Origin of the sequence: Streptomyces sp. Ag109_G2-15 (assembly GCF_900215565.1) — a bacterium.
Lineage (GTDB): Bacteria > Actinomycetota > Actinomycetes > Streptomycetales > Streptomycetaceae > Streptomyces > Streptomyces diastatochromogenes.
This window is the reverse complement of the sequence record NZ_OCNI01000001.1, coordinates 2,445,307-2,464,201: the sequence shown is the minus strand read 5'-3', so window position 1 is coordinate 2,464,201 and position 18,895 is coordinate 2,445,307. Positions and strand designations below refer to the sequence as shown.

Sequence of the window (18,895 nt, the reverse complement as noted above, 5' to 3'; positions counted from 1 at the left end):
GGGGCGCTCACTTGGCGTCGGCATAGCACTCCACCACCGCCGTCGTGAACGGGAAGCGCACCGGGGTCTCGCCGAAGGTCAGCCGTCCGGCGAGTTCGGCGGCGTCCCGGATGGCCCGGACGACGGTCTCGGCCTCCTCGGCGGGACAGTGCACGATCACCTCGTCGTGCTGGAAGAACACCAGTTCGGCCGTCAAGCCCGCGCAGGACCGGCGCAGCGCGGCGAGCAGCAGCAGGGCCCAGTCGGCGGCGCTGCCCTGGACGACGAAGTTGCGGGCGAAGCGGCCCCGCGCGCGGGAGTTGGTGGAGGCGTAACCGGGGACCCATGCCTGGGCGTCGGGGTCGTCCTCGCCGACGGGGATGCCCGCCTCCTCCTCCGCGTCCTCGCCCGGCCGGGCGGCGGGCGGGCAGGTCCGGCCCAGCCAGGTACGTACGAGCCGGCCCTCCTCACCGGCCCGCGCGGCCTCGTCGACGTAGGCCACCGCCTTGGGGAAGCGGCGGCGCAGCGCGGCGAGGTTCTTCAGGCCGTCGCCCGAGGTCTGGCCGTAGACCGCGCCGAGCACGGCGAGCTTGGCCTGGGCGCGGTCGCCGGAGAAGGCGCGGTCGGAGACGGACTGGTAGAGGTCGCTCTCGCGGCCGGCCACCTCCATCAGGCCGGGGTCGCGGGAGATCGCCGCCAGCACGCGCGGCTCCATCTGGTCGGCGTCGGCCACGACCAGCCGCCAGCCGGGGTCGGCGACCACCGCCCGCCGGATCACCTTGGGGATCTGCAGCGCGCCCCCGCCGTTGGTCACCCAGCGCCCGGTGACCGTGCCGCCGGCGAGGAACTCGGGCCGGAAGCGGCCGTCGCGGACCCAGTCCTGCAGCCAGGACCAGCCGTGTGCGACCCAGATGCGGTACAGCTTCTTGTACTCCAGCAGCGGTTTCACCGCCGGGTGGTCGAGGGATTCGATCTCCCAGCGGCGGGTGGACTTCACCTTGATCCCGGCCTGGGCGAAGGCCTTGACGACGTCGGCGGGCAGATCGGGCCGGACCCGGCGGCCGAAGGCGGCGGACACCTCGTCGGCCAGCTCGGCCAGGCGGCGCGGCTCGCCGCCGCCCGCGTACCGCTCGCCCAGCAGGTCGTGCAGCAGCTCGCGGTGGACCTCGGCGCTCCAGGGGAGGCCGGCGTGGTTCATCTCGGCGGCCACCAGCATCCCGGCCGACTCGGCGGCGGTCAGCAGCCGCATCCGGTCGGGGTGGGCGGTCCGTTCGTGCCGCCGCTGCTGGTCGGCGTAGACGGCGAGCAGGTCCGCCAGCGGCAGCCGGGTGCCGGACGGCTCGAACAGCGGGGACTGGGCGCCCGGTTCGGCCGGGCGCAGCGGTGGATCGGGCGGTACGGGGCCGCCGCGGAGGCGGGCCAGGGCGGCGGCTGCCGAGCGCGGCTGGCCGGACCGGCCCTCGTGGCCCAGCAGAAGGGTCTCGGCGTCCTCGATGTCGTAGCACCGCTCCACTCGCACCCCCGTGGCGAGCAGACGCGGATAGACCTCGGGGGTCGACCGCCACACCCAGCGCGTCACCTCCGGACGGCTCCGCACCGCCCCGGCGAGATCGCTCTCCCGCCGCACCGGACCGGCGGGCAGCCCGTCCGGGCCGAGGGGGGCGACGTCCACGCCACCGTCCTCGGCCGGCGCGAGAGCCCACCGGTCCGTCATGACTGCGAGTGTGGCAGGCGGCACTGACAATGACCCTGACCTGCGCATTCGCCTCGCGGGGCAGAGTGCTCCCGGAGTGCTGTGCCGGCCCCGGCTCAGTCCGCCGGTCCGTCGGTCGCGGCCTCCGCCGCGTCCGAGGCCGCCTTCTTCTGCTCCAGCAGCAGCGCCAGCACCCTGCCGACGTACTCCTCGGTCCCCGCCTTGGTGATGCCGAGTCCGCTGAGGACGCCCGCGCCGTTCTCGTGCTCCAGCAGGGCCAGCAGAAGGTGCTCGGTGCCGATGTAGTTGTGGCCGAGCCGGAGGGCCTCGCGGAAGGTGAGTTCCAGGACCTTCTTGGCCTCCGGGCCGTAGGGGATGAGGTCGGGGACCTCCTCGGCGGCCGGCGGGAGCGCGGCCGTCGCGGCCTGGCGTACGGAGTCCAGCAGGACGCCCTGCGCGGTGAACGCCTTCGCGGCCAGGCCCTCCGGCTCGGCCAGCAGCCCCAGGACCAGGTGCTCGGGTCGGCCCTCGGGGTTGCGCGCGGCCACCGCCTCGTTGTGCGCGGCCATGACCACGTTCCGCGCGCGCGGGGTGTAGCGGCTGAAGCCCTGGCTGGGGTCGAGGTCGGCCGACTCCTTGAGCACGAACCGCTTCTGCGCCGCCTGCCGCGTCACGCCCATGCTCTTGCCGATGTCGGTCCAGGACGCCCCCGAGCGGCGGGCCTGGTCGACGAAGTGACCGATCAGGTGGTCGGCCACGTCACCGAGGTGATCGGCGGCGATCACCGCGTCCTGGAGCTGGTCGAGGGGTTCGGCGTGAACCTTCTTGATCGCCTCGATGAGGTCGTCGAGGCGTACGGATGCCGTGATGTTCGGATTGGTCGCCATGTGTCAACCGTAGGTTGCCACCCCCCTGCTGTCAACCGAAGGTTGACAGTCCAGTTCTCCTGCCCACAGCGGCTACTTGGGGACGGCCGCCAGACGCACCGCCAGCCCGGCGAACACCGTCCCGCTGAAGTAGTCGAGCCCCCTCGCCACCCGCCGGCTGCGCTGCAGCAGCGAGGCGAGCTTCCCCGAGAGCAGCCCGACCGAGCCGTCCACCAGCAGGCCCATCACGGTGATCGTGAACCCCAGGACCAGGAACTGCTCGCGTACGTGCCCGAGGTCCGGGTTCACGAACTGCGGCAGGAACGAGACGTTGAAGAGGATCACCTTGGGGTTGAGCAGATTGGTGACGGCTCCCCGCCAGAAGGCCCGCCGGCGCCCCGACCGCGGCGCGTCCTCCGCCTCGACGGAGCCGCCGTCGCCGCGGAACGCCCTGACCGCGAGGAACAGCAGATAGGCCGCGCCCGCCCAGCGCAGCACGTGATACAGCGTCGGCAGGGTCAGGAAGAGCGCCGACAGGCCGAGCGCCGCGGCGACCGCGTGCACGAACATCGCACAGGCCACCCCGACGGCGGCCGTCACGCCGGTCAGCGGGCCGCCCCGGCCGCCCATCGCCACGATGAACATCATGTCCGGACCAGGAGTGACACAGAGCGCGAAGGCGGCCACCAGAAAGGCCGCGTAGAGAGACATGTCCATCATGGGGTCATGCTCGGCGCGCTCCCGCGCGCGGGAGGCCGAATTCCGTGGAGTGAGACGCCGAAGCCCTGGAGCCGACCGCCCGCGCCGGAAGCCGTCTGTCCACAGGGTGTGGACGACCTCGGCCCGCTGTCACCGGCGCATGGCACGATCGACACCGTGACCAGCACCTCCAGCACCGTCGAGCGGGCCTTCCGGGCCGCCCTGTACGACGACACCGACGCCGGACTCGACACGGGCGCCTCCCTGCTCGCCGCCGACCTTGCGGCGGACGCCGAACTCGCGCGGCGGGGCGAGGAGTTCGTCGCCACGGCTTGGCAGCGCGGCTGGCAGCCCGCCGACGTCGTACGGCTCGTACGGCGCGAGCTGGAGGACGGCCACGTACACCTGGCCGCGGGGCTGATCCGGGCGCAGGCCGGGCAGGACCGCCCGCGCGGGCGCCGCTGGGCCGCCCAGCTGGAGGCCCTGCCGCAGGACCCCGCGCGCGGCAGCGACCGTTTCTCGCACGCCACCGCCGTCCTCCAGCTGTACCGCCTGCTGCTGCGGCTGCCCGCCCTGGAGCCCCTCGAAGAACCCCGCCGGGAGCACGGGCCCGCCGCCTCCCGCATGCTCACCCGTATCCGCGCCCTGCTCGCCAAGGCCGAGGCGACCGGCTATCCGGAGGAGGCGGAGGCGCTCAGCGCCAAGGCCCAGGAGCTGATGGCCCGGCACAGCGTCGACGAGGCGCTGCTCGCCGCCGGTGCCCCCGCGCCGGACGCGCCCGGCGCCTGCCGCATCGGCGTCGAGCCGCCGTACGAGCAGGCCAAGGCGGTGCTGCTGGACGCGGTCGCCACCGCCAACCACTGCCGCGCGGTGTGGAACGAACCGCTGGGCTTCTCCACGGTCGTCGGCTTCGAGGCCGACCTGGAGGCGGTCGAGCTGCTCTACACCTCGCTGCTGGTGCAGGCCACGCACGCGATGACCCGGGCGGAGGCCGCCCAGAGAGCCGGCGGCCGCAAGCGGACCAAGACCTTCCGGCAGTCCTTCCTCGCGGCCTACGCCCACCGCGTCGGCGACCGCCTCGCGACCGTGGCCGAGACCCAGGTGACCCAGGACCTGCTGCCCGTGCTCGCCACCCGGGAGATAGCCGTCACCGACCGGCTGGAGCGCATGTTCCCCGAGACCACCACCACCCGGCTGCGCGGCGTGACCGACGCGGCGGGGTGGACGGAGGGTGCCCGGGCGGCGGACGAGGCCCAGGTCAGGGCCCGCCCCAGGCTGCCGTGAGGGTCAGTCCCCGACCTGCTGGAAGGCGCTGACGGAGGCGTTCGGGGTGCCCTGGGCGCCGTTGGCGGCGATGGGCCCGTACGACCACGGGAAGCTCCGGGTGGCGGTGGAGCCGGGCAGGGCGATCTTCACGGTCTTCGCCGCCACGCTGCTCTTTTCGCCCGCCTTGCCGCGCACATAGCTGATGCTGAAGGTCGCCGAGTCGCCCTTGGCGAGCTTCAGCTTCTGGGCCTTCGCCCCCTGCTGCACGGGCACGGTGACCTCGGCGTTGCCCGTGTTCAGCACGGCGCTCGCGAACTTGTCCAGGGTGCAGGGCGCGCTCTGGTTGGTGATGCTGACGGGCACCTCGCCCGTGTCACCGGCGGCCGGGGCGACGCTCGCCGACCCGATCTGCACGGAGACCCCCCCGATCTCGCAGGCGGAGCTGCTCTTCCCGTTCTTGCCTCCACCGCCGTCGTTGCAGGCGGTCAGCAGCAGGGCGGCGGCGAGGGCGGTGACGGTGAGCGGAATGGCGCGCATGAGCAGATCCCCATCGAGGTCGTGACGGTCTCCCCGCATCATGGCCCCTCGGCCCGGGGCGCGATCACGCGCCCCGGGCGAATTCACTGCTTCAGGGGGCTCCTACTGCTTCACGGGCGCCGTCGGCAGCCCCGACGGCAGCTTGCCGCCCTCGGCCTTGGTGTAGGTCTCCTGGCCGAGCTTGCCCGACCAGGTCACCTTCATGGCGTCCTTGGTCGCCGAGTCGACCATGCCGGTGACCCGGTCCTTGCTGCCGTCGGCGCAGGTCAGATGAATCATCTGCATGCCCGCCTCGGTGCCCGCGGCGCCGCTGCACACGGCCCCGCCGGTCGCGAAGAGCCCGGCCTTCTTCCCGGTGATCACCAGGGCCACGACGGCGCCCTTGCTGGTGGTGATCCAGCTGCCCTGGAGCTTGCCGGAGGACCCCGTCACGGCGCCCGTACCCGTGGACGTCGGGGTCGCGCTCGGGGTGGGCGAGGAGTCGTCCTTGGAGCCGCCCCCGCTGCACGCGGTCAGCGCCAGCGCGCCCACCAGCCCCGCGGCCGCGGCCGCGGTCCGGACCCTTGCAGTCGCCGTAGTCACGTCAAGCTCCCAAGCTGTAGCGGGCCGGCCGCCCGGGGGCCGTCGGCCCGTCGCGGACGCCGTCCCCCGGACCGGAGGGACCGCCAGCAAGTTACCAGCCGTTACCAGGAGGACTTCCGGACGCCGGGCAGGAATCCGTTGTGAGCCTGCTCGCGCAGGTTCACCCGGGACAGGCCGAAGGTGCGCAGGTAGCCCCGGGGACGGCCGTCCACCTGGTCGCGGTTGCGGATGCGGGTGGCGCTCGCGTCCCGTGGCTGCCTGCGCAACTCCCGCTGCGCGGCCAGCCGTTCGGCCTCCGTCGTGGCGGGGTGCCGGATGATCTCCTTCAGCTCGGCGCGGCGCTCGGCGTACCGGGCGACGACCTGCCGGCGCTGCTCGTTCTTCGCGATCTTGCTCTTCTTCGCCATCAGACCCTCACCCCCCGGGCGCGGATCCGGGCCACGGCCGCCTCGACGCCGATCGTGTCCACGGTCCTGACCGCCTTCGCGCTCAGCCGCAGCCGGACGTACCGGCCCTCGCCGGGCAGCCAGTAGCGCTTGGTCTGGATGTTGGGGTCGAAGCGGCGGGAGGTGCGCCGGTGGGAGCGGGAGATGCGGTTGCCGAAGCCGGGGGCGGCCCCGGTGAGCATGCAGTGGGCGGACATGGTGACGTACCTCTCGCACTCAGTGATTGGTAATGGGATTCATTTTCAGTAACATAGCAGCATGGCACGCAACGAACTCCGCCCGGTCATCAAGCTCCGGTCCACCGCCGGGACCGGCCACACCTACGTGACCCGCAAGAACCGCCGCAACGACCCCGACCGCCTGACGCTGCGCAAGTACGACCCCGTCGTCGGCCGGCACGTCGAGTTCCGAGAGGAGCGCTGAGGCACCACCATGCGCAAGGGAATCCACCCCGGCTACGGGCCCGTCGTGTTCCGTGACCGGGCCGCGAACCACACCTTCCTCACCCGATCGACCATGACGAGCGAGAAGACGATCGAGTGGGAGGACGGCCACACCTACCCGGTCGTGGACGTCGAGATCTCGAACGTCAGCCACCCCTTCTACACCGGCACCGCCCGCGTCCTGGACACGGCCGGCCGGGTGGAGCGCTTCGAGCGCCGGTACGGGAAGCGGGGCGGGGCGTGAGCCTGTCGGTGGCCGTCGTCGGCGGGCTGCATGCCGAGGCCCGCCGGGCGGCCGTGGCGCGGTTGCTCGCCGACGTGCCCGGCAGTGTCGTACTCCACCACGACCTGGCGAGTGCCGTCGGCGGCACGGTCGTCCGCACCGTCCGCGACCGCTCCGGCATCCGCTCCGCCGGCGAGACGCCCCTGGTCAACGACTGCGCCTGCTGCGCCCTGCGGGAGGACCTGGTGCCGGAGCTGCGCCGCCTCGCCGAGGACGGCACGACCCGGCTCGCGATCGTCGAGCTGTGGGACTCGGTCGAGCCCAAGGCGATGGCCGAGGTGGTCACGGCCGGCGGCCTCACCGTCACGGGCGTGATCACCGCCGTCGACCCGGCGCTGGTGCTGCCGTACCTGGGCAACGGCGACGACCTCGCCGAAGTGGGCCTCGCCGCGGCCGCCACCGACCAGCGCACGGTCGCCGACACCTTCGCCCGGCAGCTGGAGTACGCCCCCGTCCTCGCCGTGGCGGACTCCCCGGAGGCCGACGACGAGGACCGCGAGCTGCTCGCGCAGCTCCATCCGACGGCCCGCCAGGTTCCGATCGGCCACGGTGGCCTGGCGGGCGCACCCGCGTCTGCACGTGCATCCGCTGCGTTCTCCCCGCTGGCCGCAGCCGCCCTCGCCGGCTTCGACGTGGAGGCCGCGGCGGCCGCCCAGCACCCGGCCTGCGCCCTGCTGCCCGCCGAGGCCGACAACCACGGCGTCTCCACGCTGGTCTGGAACCGGCGCCGCCCCTTCCACCCCGAGCGGCTGTACGCCGCGCTGGAGGACCTGACCTGCGCCGCGGCCCGCAGCCGGGGCCGGTTCTGGCTCGCCGACAAGCCCGACGTGCTGCTGCACTGGGACGCGGCCGGCGGCGCGCTGTGCGTCGAGAGCGCCGGGCCGTGGCTGGCCGCGCTTCCCGACGCGGCCTGGGAGATGGTCCCGCCGGTACGCCGGGCCGCCGCCGCGCTGGACTGGCACCCGGAGCACGGCGACTGCGGCAACCACCTCGTGTTCACCTCACCCGGCCTGGACCGCGACGGACTCGCGCACCTGCTGGAGTCCTGCCTGCTCACCGACGCCGAGTACGCCGCCGGGCGGGATGCCTGGAAGAGGCTGCCGCCCGCCTTCGACACCCTGCTGGAGGTCTGATGCCCCGCAAGATCGACCGCAAGCCCGCCAAGAACCGGCCCAACCCGCTGGACCAGGCCGGGATCACCTACATCGACTACAAGGACACGGATCTCCTCCGGAAGTTCATCTCCGACCGCGGCAAGATCCGCAGCCGCCGCGTCACCCGGGTCACCGCGCAGCAGCAGCGCCTGCTGGCCCGCGCGATCAAGAACGCCCGCGAGATGGCGTTGCTGCCGTACTCCAGCCGCTGAGGCACCGGACACCCCCGCCCCGGCCCCGACCCACAACCCCTCCGCGGGCGCACCACGCACCCCCACCGAACCCGCACATCGCCGCAGGCACCCCGGCCAAACCGCCGGAGGCACGGGCGGACACCGATCCCGCCCATCCCACGGACCGGACCCTCACATGGACGCTGGAACAGGAACGGCGCGGAACGCGTCTCTTCCTAGTGCACGAGGGATTCGATCCGGACGACCCGGCGCAGATGCCGGCGTGGAAGATCATGGACAGACGCTGGAACAATTTCGGTAAAGCGGGCGTCAAAGCTGTAATCGCGGGACCACCCCCCGTGCACGTGCATCTGCTCATGCAACTGCACGTGAACGGGGTTATGATCCGGGTCAGTTGACTACAGCATCCATGGCCACACCAGCCAGTGCACCACCGGGGAGCGACCTGTGGACCGCGACGTTGACGGCGTGTACGGGGGGTACGACGTGTACAACGACGACGTGTACAACGGCATGGCTGCCACGCAGCTGGCGGGAGTGGCCTGGCAGAAGAGCAGGCACAGCAACTCGCAGGGTTCCTGCGTGGAGTTCGCGCGCCTGCCGGGCGGCGAGGTGGCCGTACGCAACTCGCGCTTCCCGGACGGGCCCGCGCTCGTCTACACGCGCGCGGAGATCGAGGCCATGCTTCTCGGCGTCAAGGACGGCGAGTTCGACCATCTGATCGCCGGCTGAAACGACTCACCGGCCGGTTCGGCCGAGGCGGTCGCGACAGCCGGGTGACGGCCGGGCGAAGTCGGGGTGTACGCGCGTAGAAACGCGGCGTCGGTCGACGCCGCGTCGCGTCAGCCGGCGGTCCCGAGCCGGAACAGCGCCCAGACGACCTTGCCGTCGAGGCTGCCCGCGAGCGGGTGCCAGCCCCAGCTGTCGGCGAAGGAGTCGACCAGGAACAGCCCGCGGCCCGACTCGGCCGAGAAGTCGTCCGAGTCGCGCGGGGCGGGCGACTCGTGGCTGGGGTCGCGGACCGCGCACACCAGCCGCTCGGCCCAGCGCAGCAGGTGCAGCCGTACCGAGGGCGCGTGCTCGGAGCATGCCGCGTCCGCCGGCAGCGCATGCCGCAGGGCGTTGGTGACGAGTTCGGAGACGACGAGACATATGTCGTCGAAGCGGTCGCCCACGTCCCACTGGTCCAGGGTGGAGCGGGTGAAGCGGCGGGCCTCGCGCACCGCTTCGTAGCGGGCGGGCAGGGCGCAGGAGGCGGCATCGGACACGGCCGCGGGATCCAGCGGCGGAAGGCCCTGCCGTAACGGCTTGAGCATGGTCGATCCATTCGTTCCCATGCGGGGCACTCCCGGGAATTCGCGGTCGTTGCGATGCAGCGGTGGCGCTGCACCATGGTTTCGGATAGGGAGGGCAGATGCAAGGGCAGATGCACGTGCACGCGACCGAATTGAACCTGCCCGTACCGCTTCTTGGCCATTTTTTCCGCCAACTTGGATCGCTCGACTGCCAGAGGTCCTGACCTCTTCCTGCGGAAAACGGCTGACCTCTTTCCGTTTCCGTAACCGGATGAGTACTGCTCGAAGTGTTTTAGTGGCAGACTTCGGCCCCAAAGACGGTTGGGGAGGCTGGCGAACGTGAGCGCGGGAGAGCCCGGATCGGTGGTGCGGCGCATGCTGCTCGGCTCGCAACTCAGGCGACTGCGTGAAGCGCGGGGGGTCACGCGCGAGGCGGCGGGGTACTCGATTCGTGCGTCCGAGTCGAAGATCAGCCGGATGGAGCTGGGCCGGGTGAGCTTCAAGACCAGGGACGTCGAAGACCTGTTGACGCTGTACGGCATCAGCGACGAGGCGGAGCGCGAGTCGCTGCTCTCCCTCGCCCGGGAGGCCAACGTCGCGGGCTGGTGGCACAGTTACACCGACGTGCTGCCCAGCTGGTTCCCCACCTATGTGGGCCTGGAGGGCGCCGCCTCCCTGGTCCGGGTGTACGAGGTGCAGTTCGTGCACGGTCTGCTGCAGACCGAGGAGTACGCCCGCGCGGTGGTGCAGCGCGGTATGAAGGGCGCGAGCGCGGCCGACGTGGAGCGGCGGGTCGCGCTGCGCCTGGAGCGGCAGAAGCACCTGCTCGACGAGAAGGCGCCCGAGTTCCACATCGTCCTGGACGAGGCCGCCCTGCGCCGTCCCTACGGCGACCGTGACGTGATGCGCCGCCAGTTCCAGCACCTGATCGAGGTCTCCGAGCGGCCCAACGTACGGCTGCAGATCATGCCGTTCGGCTTCGGCGGGCACTCCGGCGAGAGCGGTGCCTTCACCATTCTCAGCTTCCCCGAGTCGGACCTGTCCGACGTGGTGTACATGGAGCAGCTGACCAGCGCCCTCTACCTGGACAAACGGGAGGACGTCGCCCAGTACGAGCAGGCGCTGAAGGAGCTGCAGCAGGACAGCCCGGGCCCGTCCGAGAGCCGGGACCTGCTGCGCGGTCTGCTGCAGCTGTCTTGAGAGGTCTCCTCCAACTCTCTTGAATCACAAGTACGATGACGAGCGATCAGACCGTGACCAGGATCTGGCATCGCTAGTGATTGAGGGATCACATGTCGTCCTACTTCAGCGAGCTGGCCCAGCAGTACATCGACGGTGAATGGCGCCCGGGCACCGGTTCCTGGGACGTCATCGACTTCAATCCGTACGACGACGAGAAGCTGGCCTCGATCACGGTGGCCACCGTCGACCAGGTCGACCAGGCCTATCAGGCGGCCGCTCGGGCCCAGAAGCAGTGGGCCGCGACCAACCCGTACACCCGCCGCGCCGTCTTCGAGCGGGCCCTGAGACTGATCGAGGACCGCGAGCAGGAGATAGCCGACCTGATCATCGCGGAGCTGGGTGGCACCCGCGTGAAGGCGGGCTTCGAGCTGCACCTCGCCAAGGAGTTCCTGCGCGAGTCGGTCCACCTGGCGCTGCGCCCCGAGGGCAAGATCCTGCCCTCCCCGGCCGACGGCAAGGAGAACCGCGTCTACCGGGTGCCGGTGGGTGTGGTGGGCGTGATCAGCCCGTTCAACTTCCCGTTCCTGCTGTCGATCAAGTCGGTGGCCCCGGCCCTCGCCCTCGGCAACGGCGTGGTGCTCAAGCCGCACCAGAACACCCCGATCGCCGGCGGCACCCTGGTCGCGAAGATCTTCGAGGAGGCGGGCCTGCCCGGCGGCCTGCTCAACGTCGTCGTCACCGACATCGCCGAGATCGGCGACGCCTTCATCGAGCACCCGATCCCCAAGGTCATCTCCTTCACCGGCTCCGACAAGGTCGGCCGGCACGTCGCCACCGTCTGCGCCTCGCACTTCAAGCGCTCGGTGCTCGAACTGGGCGGCAACAGCGCGCTGGTGGTCCTGGACGACGCCGACATCGACTACGCGGTGGACGCGGCGGTCTTCAGCCGGTACGTCCACCAGGGCCAGGTCTGCATGGCCGCGAACCGGGTGCTCGTGGACCGCTCGGTCGCCGACGAGTTCACCGAGAAGTTCGTCGCCAAGGTGAAGACCCTCAAGGTCGGCGACCCGCGCGACCCGCAGACGGTCATCGGCCCGGTGATCAACTCCGCGCAGGCCAACGCCATTTCGGGTGCCGTCGAGCAGGCGCTCGCCGAGGGCGCCACCGCCCTGGTGCACGGCACCACCACCGGCAATCTGGTCGAGCCCAGCGTGCTCACCGACGTCCCCGCCGACTCCGCCCTGCTCCAGCAGGAGGTCTTCGGGCCGGTCGTCTTCCTCGTCCCCTTCGACGGCGAGGAGGAGGCGGTCCGGATCGTCAACGACACCCCGTACGGCCTCAGCGGCGCCGTCCACACGGGTGACATCGAGCGCGGTGTGGCCTTCGCCAAGCAGATCGACACGGGCATGTTCCACGTGAACGACGGCACCGTGCACGACGAGCCGCTCGTGCCCTTCGGCGGCGAGAAGCACTCCGGCCTCGGCCGTCTGAACGGCGAGACGACCCTGGAGGCCTTCACCACGATCAAGTGGATCTCGGTGCAGCACGGCCGCAGCGGCTTCCCGTTCTAGGTCTCCTTCGAATGGCGGGCCCTTGCGGACAGAACCTGACCGCAAGGGCCCGTAGCTTCATCGGTGTCAGGGAAACGGACCCGATGAAAGGCGGCCGGTCATGGTCACTCATGTGGCGGCGGAGACGCAGGGCGACGAGCGCGGGGCGCTGCTGGCGTTCCTGGAGGAGCAGCGCGGCGGCATCCGCCGGGCACTGCTGGGGCTGACCGAGGAGCAGGCCCGCTCCCGCCCCAGCGCCAGCGAGCTGTCCCTGGGCGGACTGCTCAAGCATGTCGCCGAGGTCGAGCAGGGCTGGGTGGCCCGCGCCCGGCAGGAGCCGCCGGCGGTGCACCGCGACGAGTCGAACTGGCACGAGTGTTTCCGGCTGACCGACGACGAGACGGTCGCCTCGCAGCTCGCTTACTGGGCGGAGGTCGCCGCCGAGACGGAGAAGCTCATCCGCTCCGCGCCCAGCCTGGACGAATCCTTCCCGCTGCCGCCCGACCCGTGGTTCCCGCCGGAGGGCCGCGTCTCGCTGCGCTGGCTGTGCCTGCATCTGATCCGCGAGACGGCCCGGCACGCCGGTCACGCCGACATCATCCGCGAGTCCCTGGACGGGAAGACCGCGTTCGAGCTGGTGGCCCTGGAGCAGGCGGGCTAGTTCTGCGGCAATAACCTGGACCGCATGTCAGCGATCCGTCTTCTCGTGCTCGGTGCGGTCCGCCAGCACGGGCGGGCCCACGGCTACCAGGTGCGCAACGACCTGGAGTACTGGGGCGCGCACGAGTGGTCCAACGCCAAGCCGGGCTCGATCTACCACGCCCTGAAGCAGATGGAGAAGCAGGGGCTGCTGCACGCGCACGAGATCGCGCCGTCCACGGCCGGGGGCCCGCCGCGCACCGAGTACGAGATCACGGACCGGGGCGAGGAGGAGTTCTTCCGGCTGTTGCGCGAGTCCCTGGTCTCCTACGACCAGAAGATGGACATCCAGTCGGCGGCCGTCGGCTTCCTGGTCGAGCTGGAGCGGGCCGAGGCGCTGGCCCTGCTCCGGGAGCGGATCCGGCGGATCGAGGAGTGGCGGGCCGCCGTCACCGAGCACTACATCCCCGAGGGCGGCCCCGGACAGCTGGGCCACATCGGCGAGATCATGAACCTCTGGGTCCACACGGCCGACTCCGACGCGGCCTGGACCCGGGGGCTGATCGACCGCCTGGAGGCCGGCGCGTACACCTTCGCCGGTGAGGGCGAGCGCTTCGTGGGCGTGCTCGTCGAGGGCCAGGAGAACCCGTACGCGACGGGGGAGCGGCATCCGAAGGACGACCGCTAATCAAGTTTGACCAATGGGCCTGCTGCCGTTACTTTCGATGAAGTAGTCAAGTTTGACTAGCGAGGGAGCGGCACGTGGCCGACACGGCGATCACCGTCGAGGACGCACGCAAGACCTATGGCACCAAACCCGCCCTGGACGGGCTCGACCTGCACGTCACCCGCGGCACCGTGCACGCGGTGCTCGGCCCCAACGGGGCGGGCAAGACCACCCTGGTCCGGATCCTGTCCACCTTGCTCAGGCCGGACGGCGGCCGTATCGAGGTCGCCGGGCACGACGTGCTCACCGAGGCCCGCGCGGTACGGCGGCGCATCGGCCTGCTGGGCCAGTACGCGGCCCTGGACGAGCAGCTGGACGGTCGGCAGAACCTGGAGATGTTCGCCCGCCTGCACCACCTCGGCGCCCGCCACGCGCGCGTGCGCGCCGCCGAACTCCTGGACCGCTTCGACCTCACCGGCACCGGCCGCACCCCGGTCGCCGGCTACAGCGGCGGCATGCGCCGCCGCCTCGACCTCGCCGCCTCCCTGATCACCGACCCGGAGGTGCTGTTCCTGGACGAGCCGACGACCGGCCTGGACCCGCGCGGCCGCGCCGAGGTCTGGGCGGCCGTCCGCTCCCTGGTCGGCGGCGGTACGACCGTGCTGCTCACCACCCAGTACCTGGAGGAGGCCGACCAGCTCGCCCACCGCATCGCGTTCGTGGACCACGGCCGGGTCGTCGCCGACGGCACCCCCGACGAGCTGAAGAGCCTCACCGGCGGCGACCGCATCGACGTCGTCCTGCGCGACGCGGGCCGGCTCGGCGCGGCCGTCGCCCTGCTGCCTGTCACCGGCGTCACGGTGGACACCGACCGCCGACTGCTCAGCGCTCCGGTCACCGACCGCATGAGCGCGCTCTCCGGGGTCGTACGCGCCCTGGAGGCGGCCGGCATCGAGGCGGCGGACGTCGCCCTGCGCCGGCCCACGCTGGACGAGGTGTTCCTGCACCTGACCGGCGACGCGAACCGAGCGAAGGAGGCAGTGTGACCGCCCACGTCCTGACCGACTCCTGGACCATGACCCGACGCGAACTCGCCCACTGGGCACGGCAGCCCGGGCAGGCGCTGGTCGCCCTGGTCTTCCCGGTGATGCTGCTGCTGATGTTCGGCTACCTGATCGGCGGCGGCCGGGGCGTCGCCGGCGACTACATCGACTACCTGGTGCCCGGCATGCTCGCGCTCACCATGGCCTTCGGCCTGGAGGGCACGATGCTCAACGTCACCCAGGACCTCACCAGGGGCGTCATCGACCGCTTCCGTTCCCTGCCGATGACCAACGGAGCGGTCCTGGTGGGCCGTTCGGCGGCCGACATGCTCCAGTCGGCGGTGGCGCTCGCGCTGCTGACGGCAGTGGCGTGCGCGCTCGGCTGGCGGGCGCACGGCGGCCCCGGAGCCCTCCTGGCCGCCTTCGGTCTGCTCCTCCTGCTCCGCTTCGCGATGCTGTGGATCGGCATCCACCTCGCCCTGGTCGCCGGCCGGCCCGAGATGGTCCAGGCGGTCCAGATCCTCGTCTGGCCGGTCGGCTTCCTCTCCAACGCCCTCGCCACCCCGGACGCCATGCCCGACTGGCTGGGCACGGCCGTCCGGTGGAACCCCCTGTCCCAGACGGCGACGGCGGTACGGGACCTGCTCGGCGGCCAGGGCGGCGAGCCGGGCCACGCGGGGGCGGCCGTGGCCTGGCCGCTCGTCCTGCTGGCCGTGTTCTTCCCGCTGGCGGTACGGAAGTTCGCGCGCCTGGGCCGCTAGTGATGGAAGCCGGTGGCCGCCGCCTTGTCCCGGGTCAGGGGATGCGGCTGCCGGCGCAGCTCCGGCACCAGGCGGGTCAGGTCCTCCACGAACAGGTCGGCGAGGTCGTGGGAGAAGCCGTTGCGGCACACGATCCGGATCACGGAGAGGTCCTCCCGGTTGGGCGGGAAGGTGTACGCGGGCACCAGCCAGCCGCTCTCGCGCAGCCGCCGGGAGATGTCGAAGACGTCGTACGACGTCACGTCAGGAGCGGTGGTGAAGGCGAACACCGGCAGCTCGTCGCCGTTGGTGAGCAGCCGGAAGTCGTCCAGCGCCCCGATCTTGCCGGCGACGTAGCGCGCCACGTCCCGTGTCGACTGCTGCACCGCCCGGTAGCCCTCCCGGCCCAGCCGCAGGAACGTGTAGTACTGCGCCACCACCTGGGCGCCCGGCCGGGAGAAGTTGAGCGCGAAGGTCGGCATGTCGCCGCCCAGGTAGTTGACCCGGAAGACCAGTTCCTCGGGCAGCGCCTCCTTGTCCCGCCACAGGGCCCAGCCCACGCCCGGGTAGACCAGGCCGTACTTGTGGCCCGAGGTGTTGATCGAGGCCACGCGCGGGAGGCGGAAGTCCCACACCAGCTCCTCGTCCAGGAAGGGCGCCACCATGGCCCCGGACGCGCCGTCCACGTGCACCGGAACGTCCAGGCCGGTGCGCTCCTGGAGGTCGTCCAGGGCCGCGCACAGGTCCGCGATCGGCTCGTAGGACCCGTCGAAGGTGGAGCCGAGAATGCCGACGGCCCCGATGGTGTTCTCGTCGCACATCTCCGCCGCCGCCTGCGGATCCAGGTGGTACCGGTCGCCCTCCATGGGGACCAGCCGGGCCTCCACCTCCCAGAAGTTGCAGAACTTCTCCCAGCAGACCTGGACGTTGACGCCCATGACCAGGTTGGGGCGCGCTCCCGGGTAGCGGTCGGCGTTGCGCGTCGCCCAGCGCCGCTTGAGCGCCATCCCGGCGAGCATGCAGGCCTCGCTGGACCCCGTGGTCGAACAGCCCACGGCGGCCGACGGGTCCGGCGCGTTCCACAGGTCGGCGAGCATCGCCACGCAGCGCCGCTCCAGCTCGGCCGTGCGCGGGTACTCGTCCTTGTCGATCATGTTCTTGTCACGGCACTCCGCCATCAGCATCCCGGCCTGCGGCTCCATCCATGTGGTGACGAACGTGGCCAGGTTCAGCCGGGAGTTGCCGTCCAGCATCAGCTCGTCGTGCACGATCTGCGCCGCCGTGGTGGGAGGCAGGGGCGTGTCGGGGAGCCGGTGCTTGGGCGGGGCCTCGGCCATTTCGACGACCGGGTTCGCCTCCCCGAAGAACGGGTTGACCGACATCGGCCGCTCGTCGTGCTTCCCGGGACCTTTGTGCAGGGCCATTTACGTGCCTCCAGAGAGAGGGGGAGTGAGTCAGCGGATCGGTGTGCCGTCCGTCCGCAACTGCATCTGCGGCCGCCCGGTCACCAGCAGCCAGGCCGGCAGCGAGGCGATGCAGAGCAGGGCGAGGATGACGGGCGAGGCGACCAGGACGGCCGCGGTGAACAGGCTCACCCAGCCTTGCCGGGTGACGGCCAGGAGCATGCCCAGCACGCCCGCCGCCACCCCCACGGCGGGCGGGACAGCGGGCACCAGGGCGTGGGCGCACAGACCGAGGGCGGTGCCCACGAACACGGAGGGGAAGATCCGGCCGCCGCGGAAGCCGCAGGTCGCGGCGACCGTCATGGCGGCCAGTTTCACCACGGTCATCGTGGCGAACTGCCCGGCCGACCAGCCCTCGGGGTCGCGCGCCAGCTCCGCGACCTGGTCCAGCCCCTTGAAGAGCGTCAGCGGGCCGCCCAGGGCCCCCAGCGCCCCCAGAACGGCCCCGCCCACCGGAAGCATCAGCATCGGGTGCCGCAGCCGCTGGAAGGCGCGGTGGAGGTACGGGAAGGCGTGGACCGCGCACATGCCGAGCAGTGCGCCGACCGACGCGACGACGATCGCCGCCAGTACGTCGCCCGCGTCCGGCCGGCCGATCGGGGGCAGATGGAGGTCGAAGGTCGCGTGGTGGACCAGGTCGGTGGTCAGGGCGCCGGCCGCGGCGGCGGCGAGTGGGGCGAACAGGTTGTCCCAGAGCAGCCCCTTGATCCGCTGCCCGGCCAGCGCCTCCGAGATGACCAGGGCGGCGGCCACCGGGGTGCCGAACAGCGCGCCGAGCGTCGCCGCCTCCGCCAGTGCCATCCACAGCGGACCCGGCAGCTCGGGCAGGAACCGGCGGCCCAGCCACACCGCCAGCCCGACGTTGGTCGCGATGATCGGGTTCTCCGGGCCGAGGCTCGGGCCGCCCGCGAGCATCAGGGCCGCCGCCAGCAGCAGGCTGGGCAGCACGACGGGCGGCAGCGCGGGCGCGTTCAGCCCCATGGTGGCCGGGTCGGGCCCCGCGTGCCCCGGCACCTTCCACACCACCAGACCGACCGCGATACCGGTCGCGATGAGCATGACGAAGATCCACAGCACGGAGTAGCGGCCGATTCCCAGGGCGTCGGGCAGGTTCTGCCACAGCACGCCCTGGAGTTGTTCGGCCCCGACGCTCACCCCGACGAAGAGCAGGCTGGACACCACGCCCACGACGAGAGCGGGCAGGATCAACGGCAGCAGGGCGCGCGCGGGGGTCGCGGGAGCGGTGGTGGGCGCCTGCGCGCTGTCCTGGGCCACGGGCTCACCATAAGCGGAATAAGCGGACAAAAGATGTTGAACATCCCGAAGGGAAACCGGCTTGCACCTCACGTTGCGTGAGGCCTCAGCGTGAAGGGCGTACCGACGACAAGGAGCGGAAAAGTGAGTTACTCCGTGGGACAGGTCGCGGGGTTCGCCGGGGTCACGGTGCGCACCCTGCACCACTACGACGAGATCGGCCTGCTCGTGCCCAGCCAGCGCACCCACGCCGGCCACCGGCGCTACGGCGACGCCGACCTCGACCGGCTCCAGCAGATCCTGTTCTACCGGGAACTCGGCTTCCCGCTCGACGAGGTCGCCGCCCTGCTCGACGACCAGGCCACCGGCAGAGCTGACCCGCGCGCACACCTGCGCCGCCAGCACGAACTGCTGACCGCCCGGATCGAGAAGCTGCAGAAGATGGCGGCGGCCGTGGAGCACGCCATGGAGGCACGCACGATGGGCATCAACCTCACGCCCGAGGAGCGGTTCGAGGTCTTCGGGGACAAGGATCCCGAGCAGTACGCCGAGGAGGCGGAGCAGCGCTGGGGCGGCACGGAGGCGTACGCCGAGTCGCAGCGCCGCGCCGCCACCTACACCAAGGAGGACTGGAAGCGGCTCATGGCCGAGGCCGACGACTGGAGCGAGCGCTACGTCGCCCTGATGACCGCCGGTGAGCAGCCGTCCGGCGAGGCGGCCATGGACCTGGCCGAGGAGCACCGCCGGCACATCGGCACGTGGTACTACGAGTGCCCGCACGCCATGCACCGCTGCCTGGGCGCGATGTACGTCGCCGACGAGCGCTTCAAGGCGTTCTACGACTCCATGCGGCCCGGGCTCGCCGACCACCTGAGCCAGGCGATCACCGCGAACGCCGACCGGCACACCGCGTGACCCCT

Annotated in this window: 23 protein-coding genes; 13 read left to right on the top strand and 10 right to left on the bottom strand. The window is 71.5% G+C overall.

The window, feature by feature from the left end; translation table 11 throughout:
* Positions 1 to 7 precede the first annotated feature (7 nt).
* From CRP49_RS10840 to CRP49_RS10830, 3 genes are all read right to left on the bottom strand, one after another.
* Complete coding sequence (locus CRP49_RS10840; protein ID WP_097253182.1) at positions 8 to 1,693, bottom strand: bifunctional 3'-5' exonuclease/DNA polymerase; 1,686 nt, start codon at positions 1,691 to 1,693, stop codon at positions 8 to 10.
* 95 nt (positions 1,694 to 1,788) lie between these two features.
* Complete coding sequence (locus CRP49_RS10835) at positions 1,789 to 2,559, bottom strand: Clp protease N-terminal domain-containing protein (protein ID WP_097253181.1); 771 nt, start codon at positions 2,557 to 2,559, stop codon at positions 1,789 to 1,791.
* 72 nt (positions 2,560 to 2,631) lie between these two features.
* On the bottom strand, positions 2,632 to 3,258 hold the full coding sequence (locus CRP49_RS10830; RefSeq protein ID WP_097253180.1) for a LysE family translocator: 627 nt from the start codon (positions 3,256 to 3,258) through the stop codon (positions 2,632 to 2,634).
* Between the two features lie 156 nt (positions 3,259 to 3,414).
* Here CRP49_RS10830 and CRP49_RS10825 point away from each other — a divergent pair, with 156 nt between their 5' ends.
* A complete protein-coding gene (locus CRP49_RS10825; protein WP_179851574.1) occupies positions 3,415 to 4,521 on the top strand; it encodes a DUF2786 domain-containing protein in 1,107 nt (368 codons plus the stop codon).
* Positions 4,522 to 4,524: 3 nt separating this feature from the next.
* Here CRP49_RS10825 and CRP49_RS10820 read toward each other — a convergent pair whose 3' ends face one another.
* The 4 genes from CRP49_RS10820 to rpmB all read right to left on the bottom strand — a co-directional run bounded on the left by CRP49_RS10820 (position 4,525) and on the right by rpmB (position 6,265).
* On the bottom strand, positions 4,525 to 5,040 hold the full coding sequence (locus CRP49_RS10820) for a DUF4232 domain-containing protein (protein WP_097257295.1): 516 nt from the start codon (positions 5,038 to 5,040) through the stop codon (positions 4,525 to 4,527).
* A 102-nt stretch (positions 5,041 to 5,142) separates the two neighbouring features.
* On the bottom strand, positions 5,143 to 5,622 hold the full coding sequence (locus CRP49_RS10815; protein WP_097253179.1) for a hypothetical protein: 480 nt from the start codon (positions 5,620 to 5,622) through the stop codon (positions 5,143 to 5,145).
* Positions 5,623 to 5,723: 101 nt separating this feature from the next.
* A complete protein-coding gene (gene rpsN / locus CRP49_RS10810; protein ID WP_097253178.1) occupies positions 5,724 to 6,029 on the bottom strand; it encodes a 30S ribosomal protein S14 in 306 nt (101 codons plus the stop codon).
* Positions 6,029 to 6,265, bottom strand: coding sequence for a 50S ribosomal protein L28 (gene rpmB / locus CRP49_RS10805; protein WP_097253177.1), 237 nt, complete (start codon positions 6,263 to 6,265; stop codon positions 6,029 to 6,031). The genes rpsN and rpmB overlap by 1 nt, the downstream gene beginning before the upstream one ends.
* A gap of 61 nt (positions 6,266 to 6,326) precedes the next feature.
* Between rpmB and rpmG the strand changes: the two genes are divergently transcribed.
* The 5 genes from rpmG to CRP49_RS10775 all read left to right on the top strand — a co-directional run bounded on the left by rpmG (position 6,327) and on the right by CRP49_RS10775 (position 8,874).
* The gene (rpmG, locus tag CRP49_RS10800) at positions 6,327 to 6,491 is read left to right on the top strand and encodes a 50S ribosomal protein L33 (protein WP_094218350.1); all 165 of its coding nucleotides are present in this window, start codon (positions 6,327 to 6,329) and stop codon (positions 6,489 to 6,491) included.
* 9 nt (positions 6,492 to 6,500) lie between these two features.
* Positions 6,501 to 6,755, top strand: a complete 255-nt coding sequence (locus CRP49_RS10795; protein WP_097253176.1) for a type B 50S ribosomal protein L31 — start codon at positions 6,501 to 6,503, stop codon at positions 6,753 to 6,755.
* Positions 6,752 to 7,927, top strand: a complete 1,176-nt coding sequence (locus tag CRP49_RS10790; RefSeq protein WP_097253175.1) for a GTP-binding protein — start codon at positions 6,752 to 6,754, stop codon at positions 7,925 to 7,927. The genes CRP49_RS10795 and CRP49_RS10790 overlap by 4 nt, the downstream gene beginning before the upstream one ends.
* Complete coding sequence (gene rpsR / locus CRP49_RS10785; RefSeq protein WP_097253174.1) at positions 7,927 to 8,160, top strand: 30S ribosomal protein S18; 234 nt, start codon at positions 7,927 to 7,929, stop codon at positions 8,158 to 8,160. The genes CRP49_RS10790 and rpsR overlap by 1 nt, the downstream gene beginning before the upstream one ends.
* Positions 8,161 to 8,589: 429 nt before the next feature.
* Positions 8,590 to 8,874, top strand: coding sequence for a DUF397 domain-containing protein (locus tag CRP49_RS10775; RefSeq protein ID WP_097253173.1), 285 nt, complete (start codon positions 8,590 to 8,592; stop codon positions 8,872 to 8,874).
* Positions 8,875 to 8,984: 110 nt separating this feature from the next.
* Here CRP49_RS10775 and CRP49_RS10770 read toward each other — a convergent pair whose 3' ends face one another.
* Positions 8,985 to 9,479: an ATP-binding protein gene (locus tag CRP49_RS10770; RefSeq protein ID WP_244201926.1), complete on the bottom strand. Its 495-nt coding sequence runs from the start codon at positions 9,477 to 9,479 to the stop codon at positions 8,985 to 8,987.
* A 333-nt stretch (positions 9,480 to 9,812) separates the two neighbouring features.
* Between CRP49_RS10770 and CRP49_RS10765 the strand changes: the two genes are divergently transcribed.
* The 6 genes from CRP49_RS10765 to CRP49_RS10740 all read left to right on the top strand — a co-directional run bounded on the left by CRP49_RS10765 (position 9,813) and on the right by CRP49_RS10740 (position 15,279).
* A complete protein-coding gene (locus CRP49_RS10765; RefSeq protein WP_097257294.1) occupies positions 9,813 to 10,637 on the top strand; it encodes a helix-turn-helix transcriptional regulator in 825 nt (274 codons plus the stop codon).
* A gap of 92 nt (positions 10,638 to 10,729) precedes the next feature.
* Entirely contained in the window at positions 10,730 to 12,190 is a 1,461-nt protein-coding gene (locus tag CRP49_RS10760) for an aldehyde dehydrogenase family protein (protein ID WP_097253172.1), read from the top strand.
* A 100-nt stretch (positions 12,191 to 12,290) separates the two neighbouring features.
* The gene (locus CRP49_RS10755) at positions 12,291 to 12,830 is read left to right on the top strand and encodes a DinB family protein (protein ID WP_097253171.1); all 540 of its coding nucleotides are present in this window, start codon (positions 12,291 to 12,293) and stop codon (positions 12,828 to 12,830) included.
* Between the two features lie 24 nt (positions 12,831 to 12,854).
* Positions 12,855 to 13,496 (top strand): PadR family transcriptional regulator, encoded by a 642-nt coding sequence (locus CRP49_RS10750; RefSeq protein WP_097253170.1) that lies wholly within the window; start codon positions 12,855 to 12,857, stop codon positions 13,494 to 13,496.
* Positions 13,497 to 13,570: 74 nt separating this feature from the next.
* Entirely contained in the window at positions 13,571 to 14,521 is a 951-nt protein-coding gene (locus CRP49_RS10745; RefSeq protein ID WP_097253169.1) for an ATP-binding cassette domain-containing protein, read from the top strand.
* Positions 14,518 to 15,279 (top strand): ABC transporter permease, encoded by a 762-nt coding sequence (locus CRP49_RS10740; protein WP_257033360.1) that lies wholly within the window; start codon positions 14,518 to 14,520, stop codon positions 15,277 to 15,279. The genes CRP49_RS10745 and CRP49_RS10740 overlap by 4 nt, the downstream gene beginning before the upstream one ends.
* On the opposite strand, the gene CRP49_RS10735 is transcribed toward CRP49_RS10740, so the two are convergent.
* A complete protein-coding gene (locus CRP49_RS10735) occupies positions 15,276 to 16,682 on the bottom strand; it encodes a glutamate decarboxylase (RefSeq protein ID WP_097253168.1) in 1,407 nt (468 codons plus the stop codon). The two genes, CRP49_RS10740 and CRP49_RS10735, sit on opposite strands and share 4 nt — an antisense overlap.
* A 30-nt stretch (positions 16,683 to 16,712) precedes the next feature.
* Positions 16,713 to 17,996 carry an ion channel protein gene (locus tag CRP49_RS10730; protein ID WP_097253167.1) on the bottom strand — a complete coding sequence of 428 codons (1,284 nt, stop codon included), beginning with the start codon at positions 17,994 to 17,996 and terminating at the stop codon, positions 16,713 to 16,715.
* 123 nt (positions 17,997 to 18,119) lie between these two features.
* On the opposite strand from CRP49_RS10730, the gene CRP49_RS10725 reads away from it, so the two are divergent.
* Positions 18,120 to 18,890, top strand: a complete 771-nt coding sequence (locus tag CRP49_RS10725; protein WP_097253166.1) for a MerR family transcriptional regulator — start codon at positions 18,120 to 18,122, stop codon at positions 18,888 to 18,890.
* Positions 18,891 to 18,895: the final 5 nt, after the last annotated feature.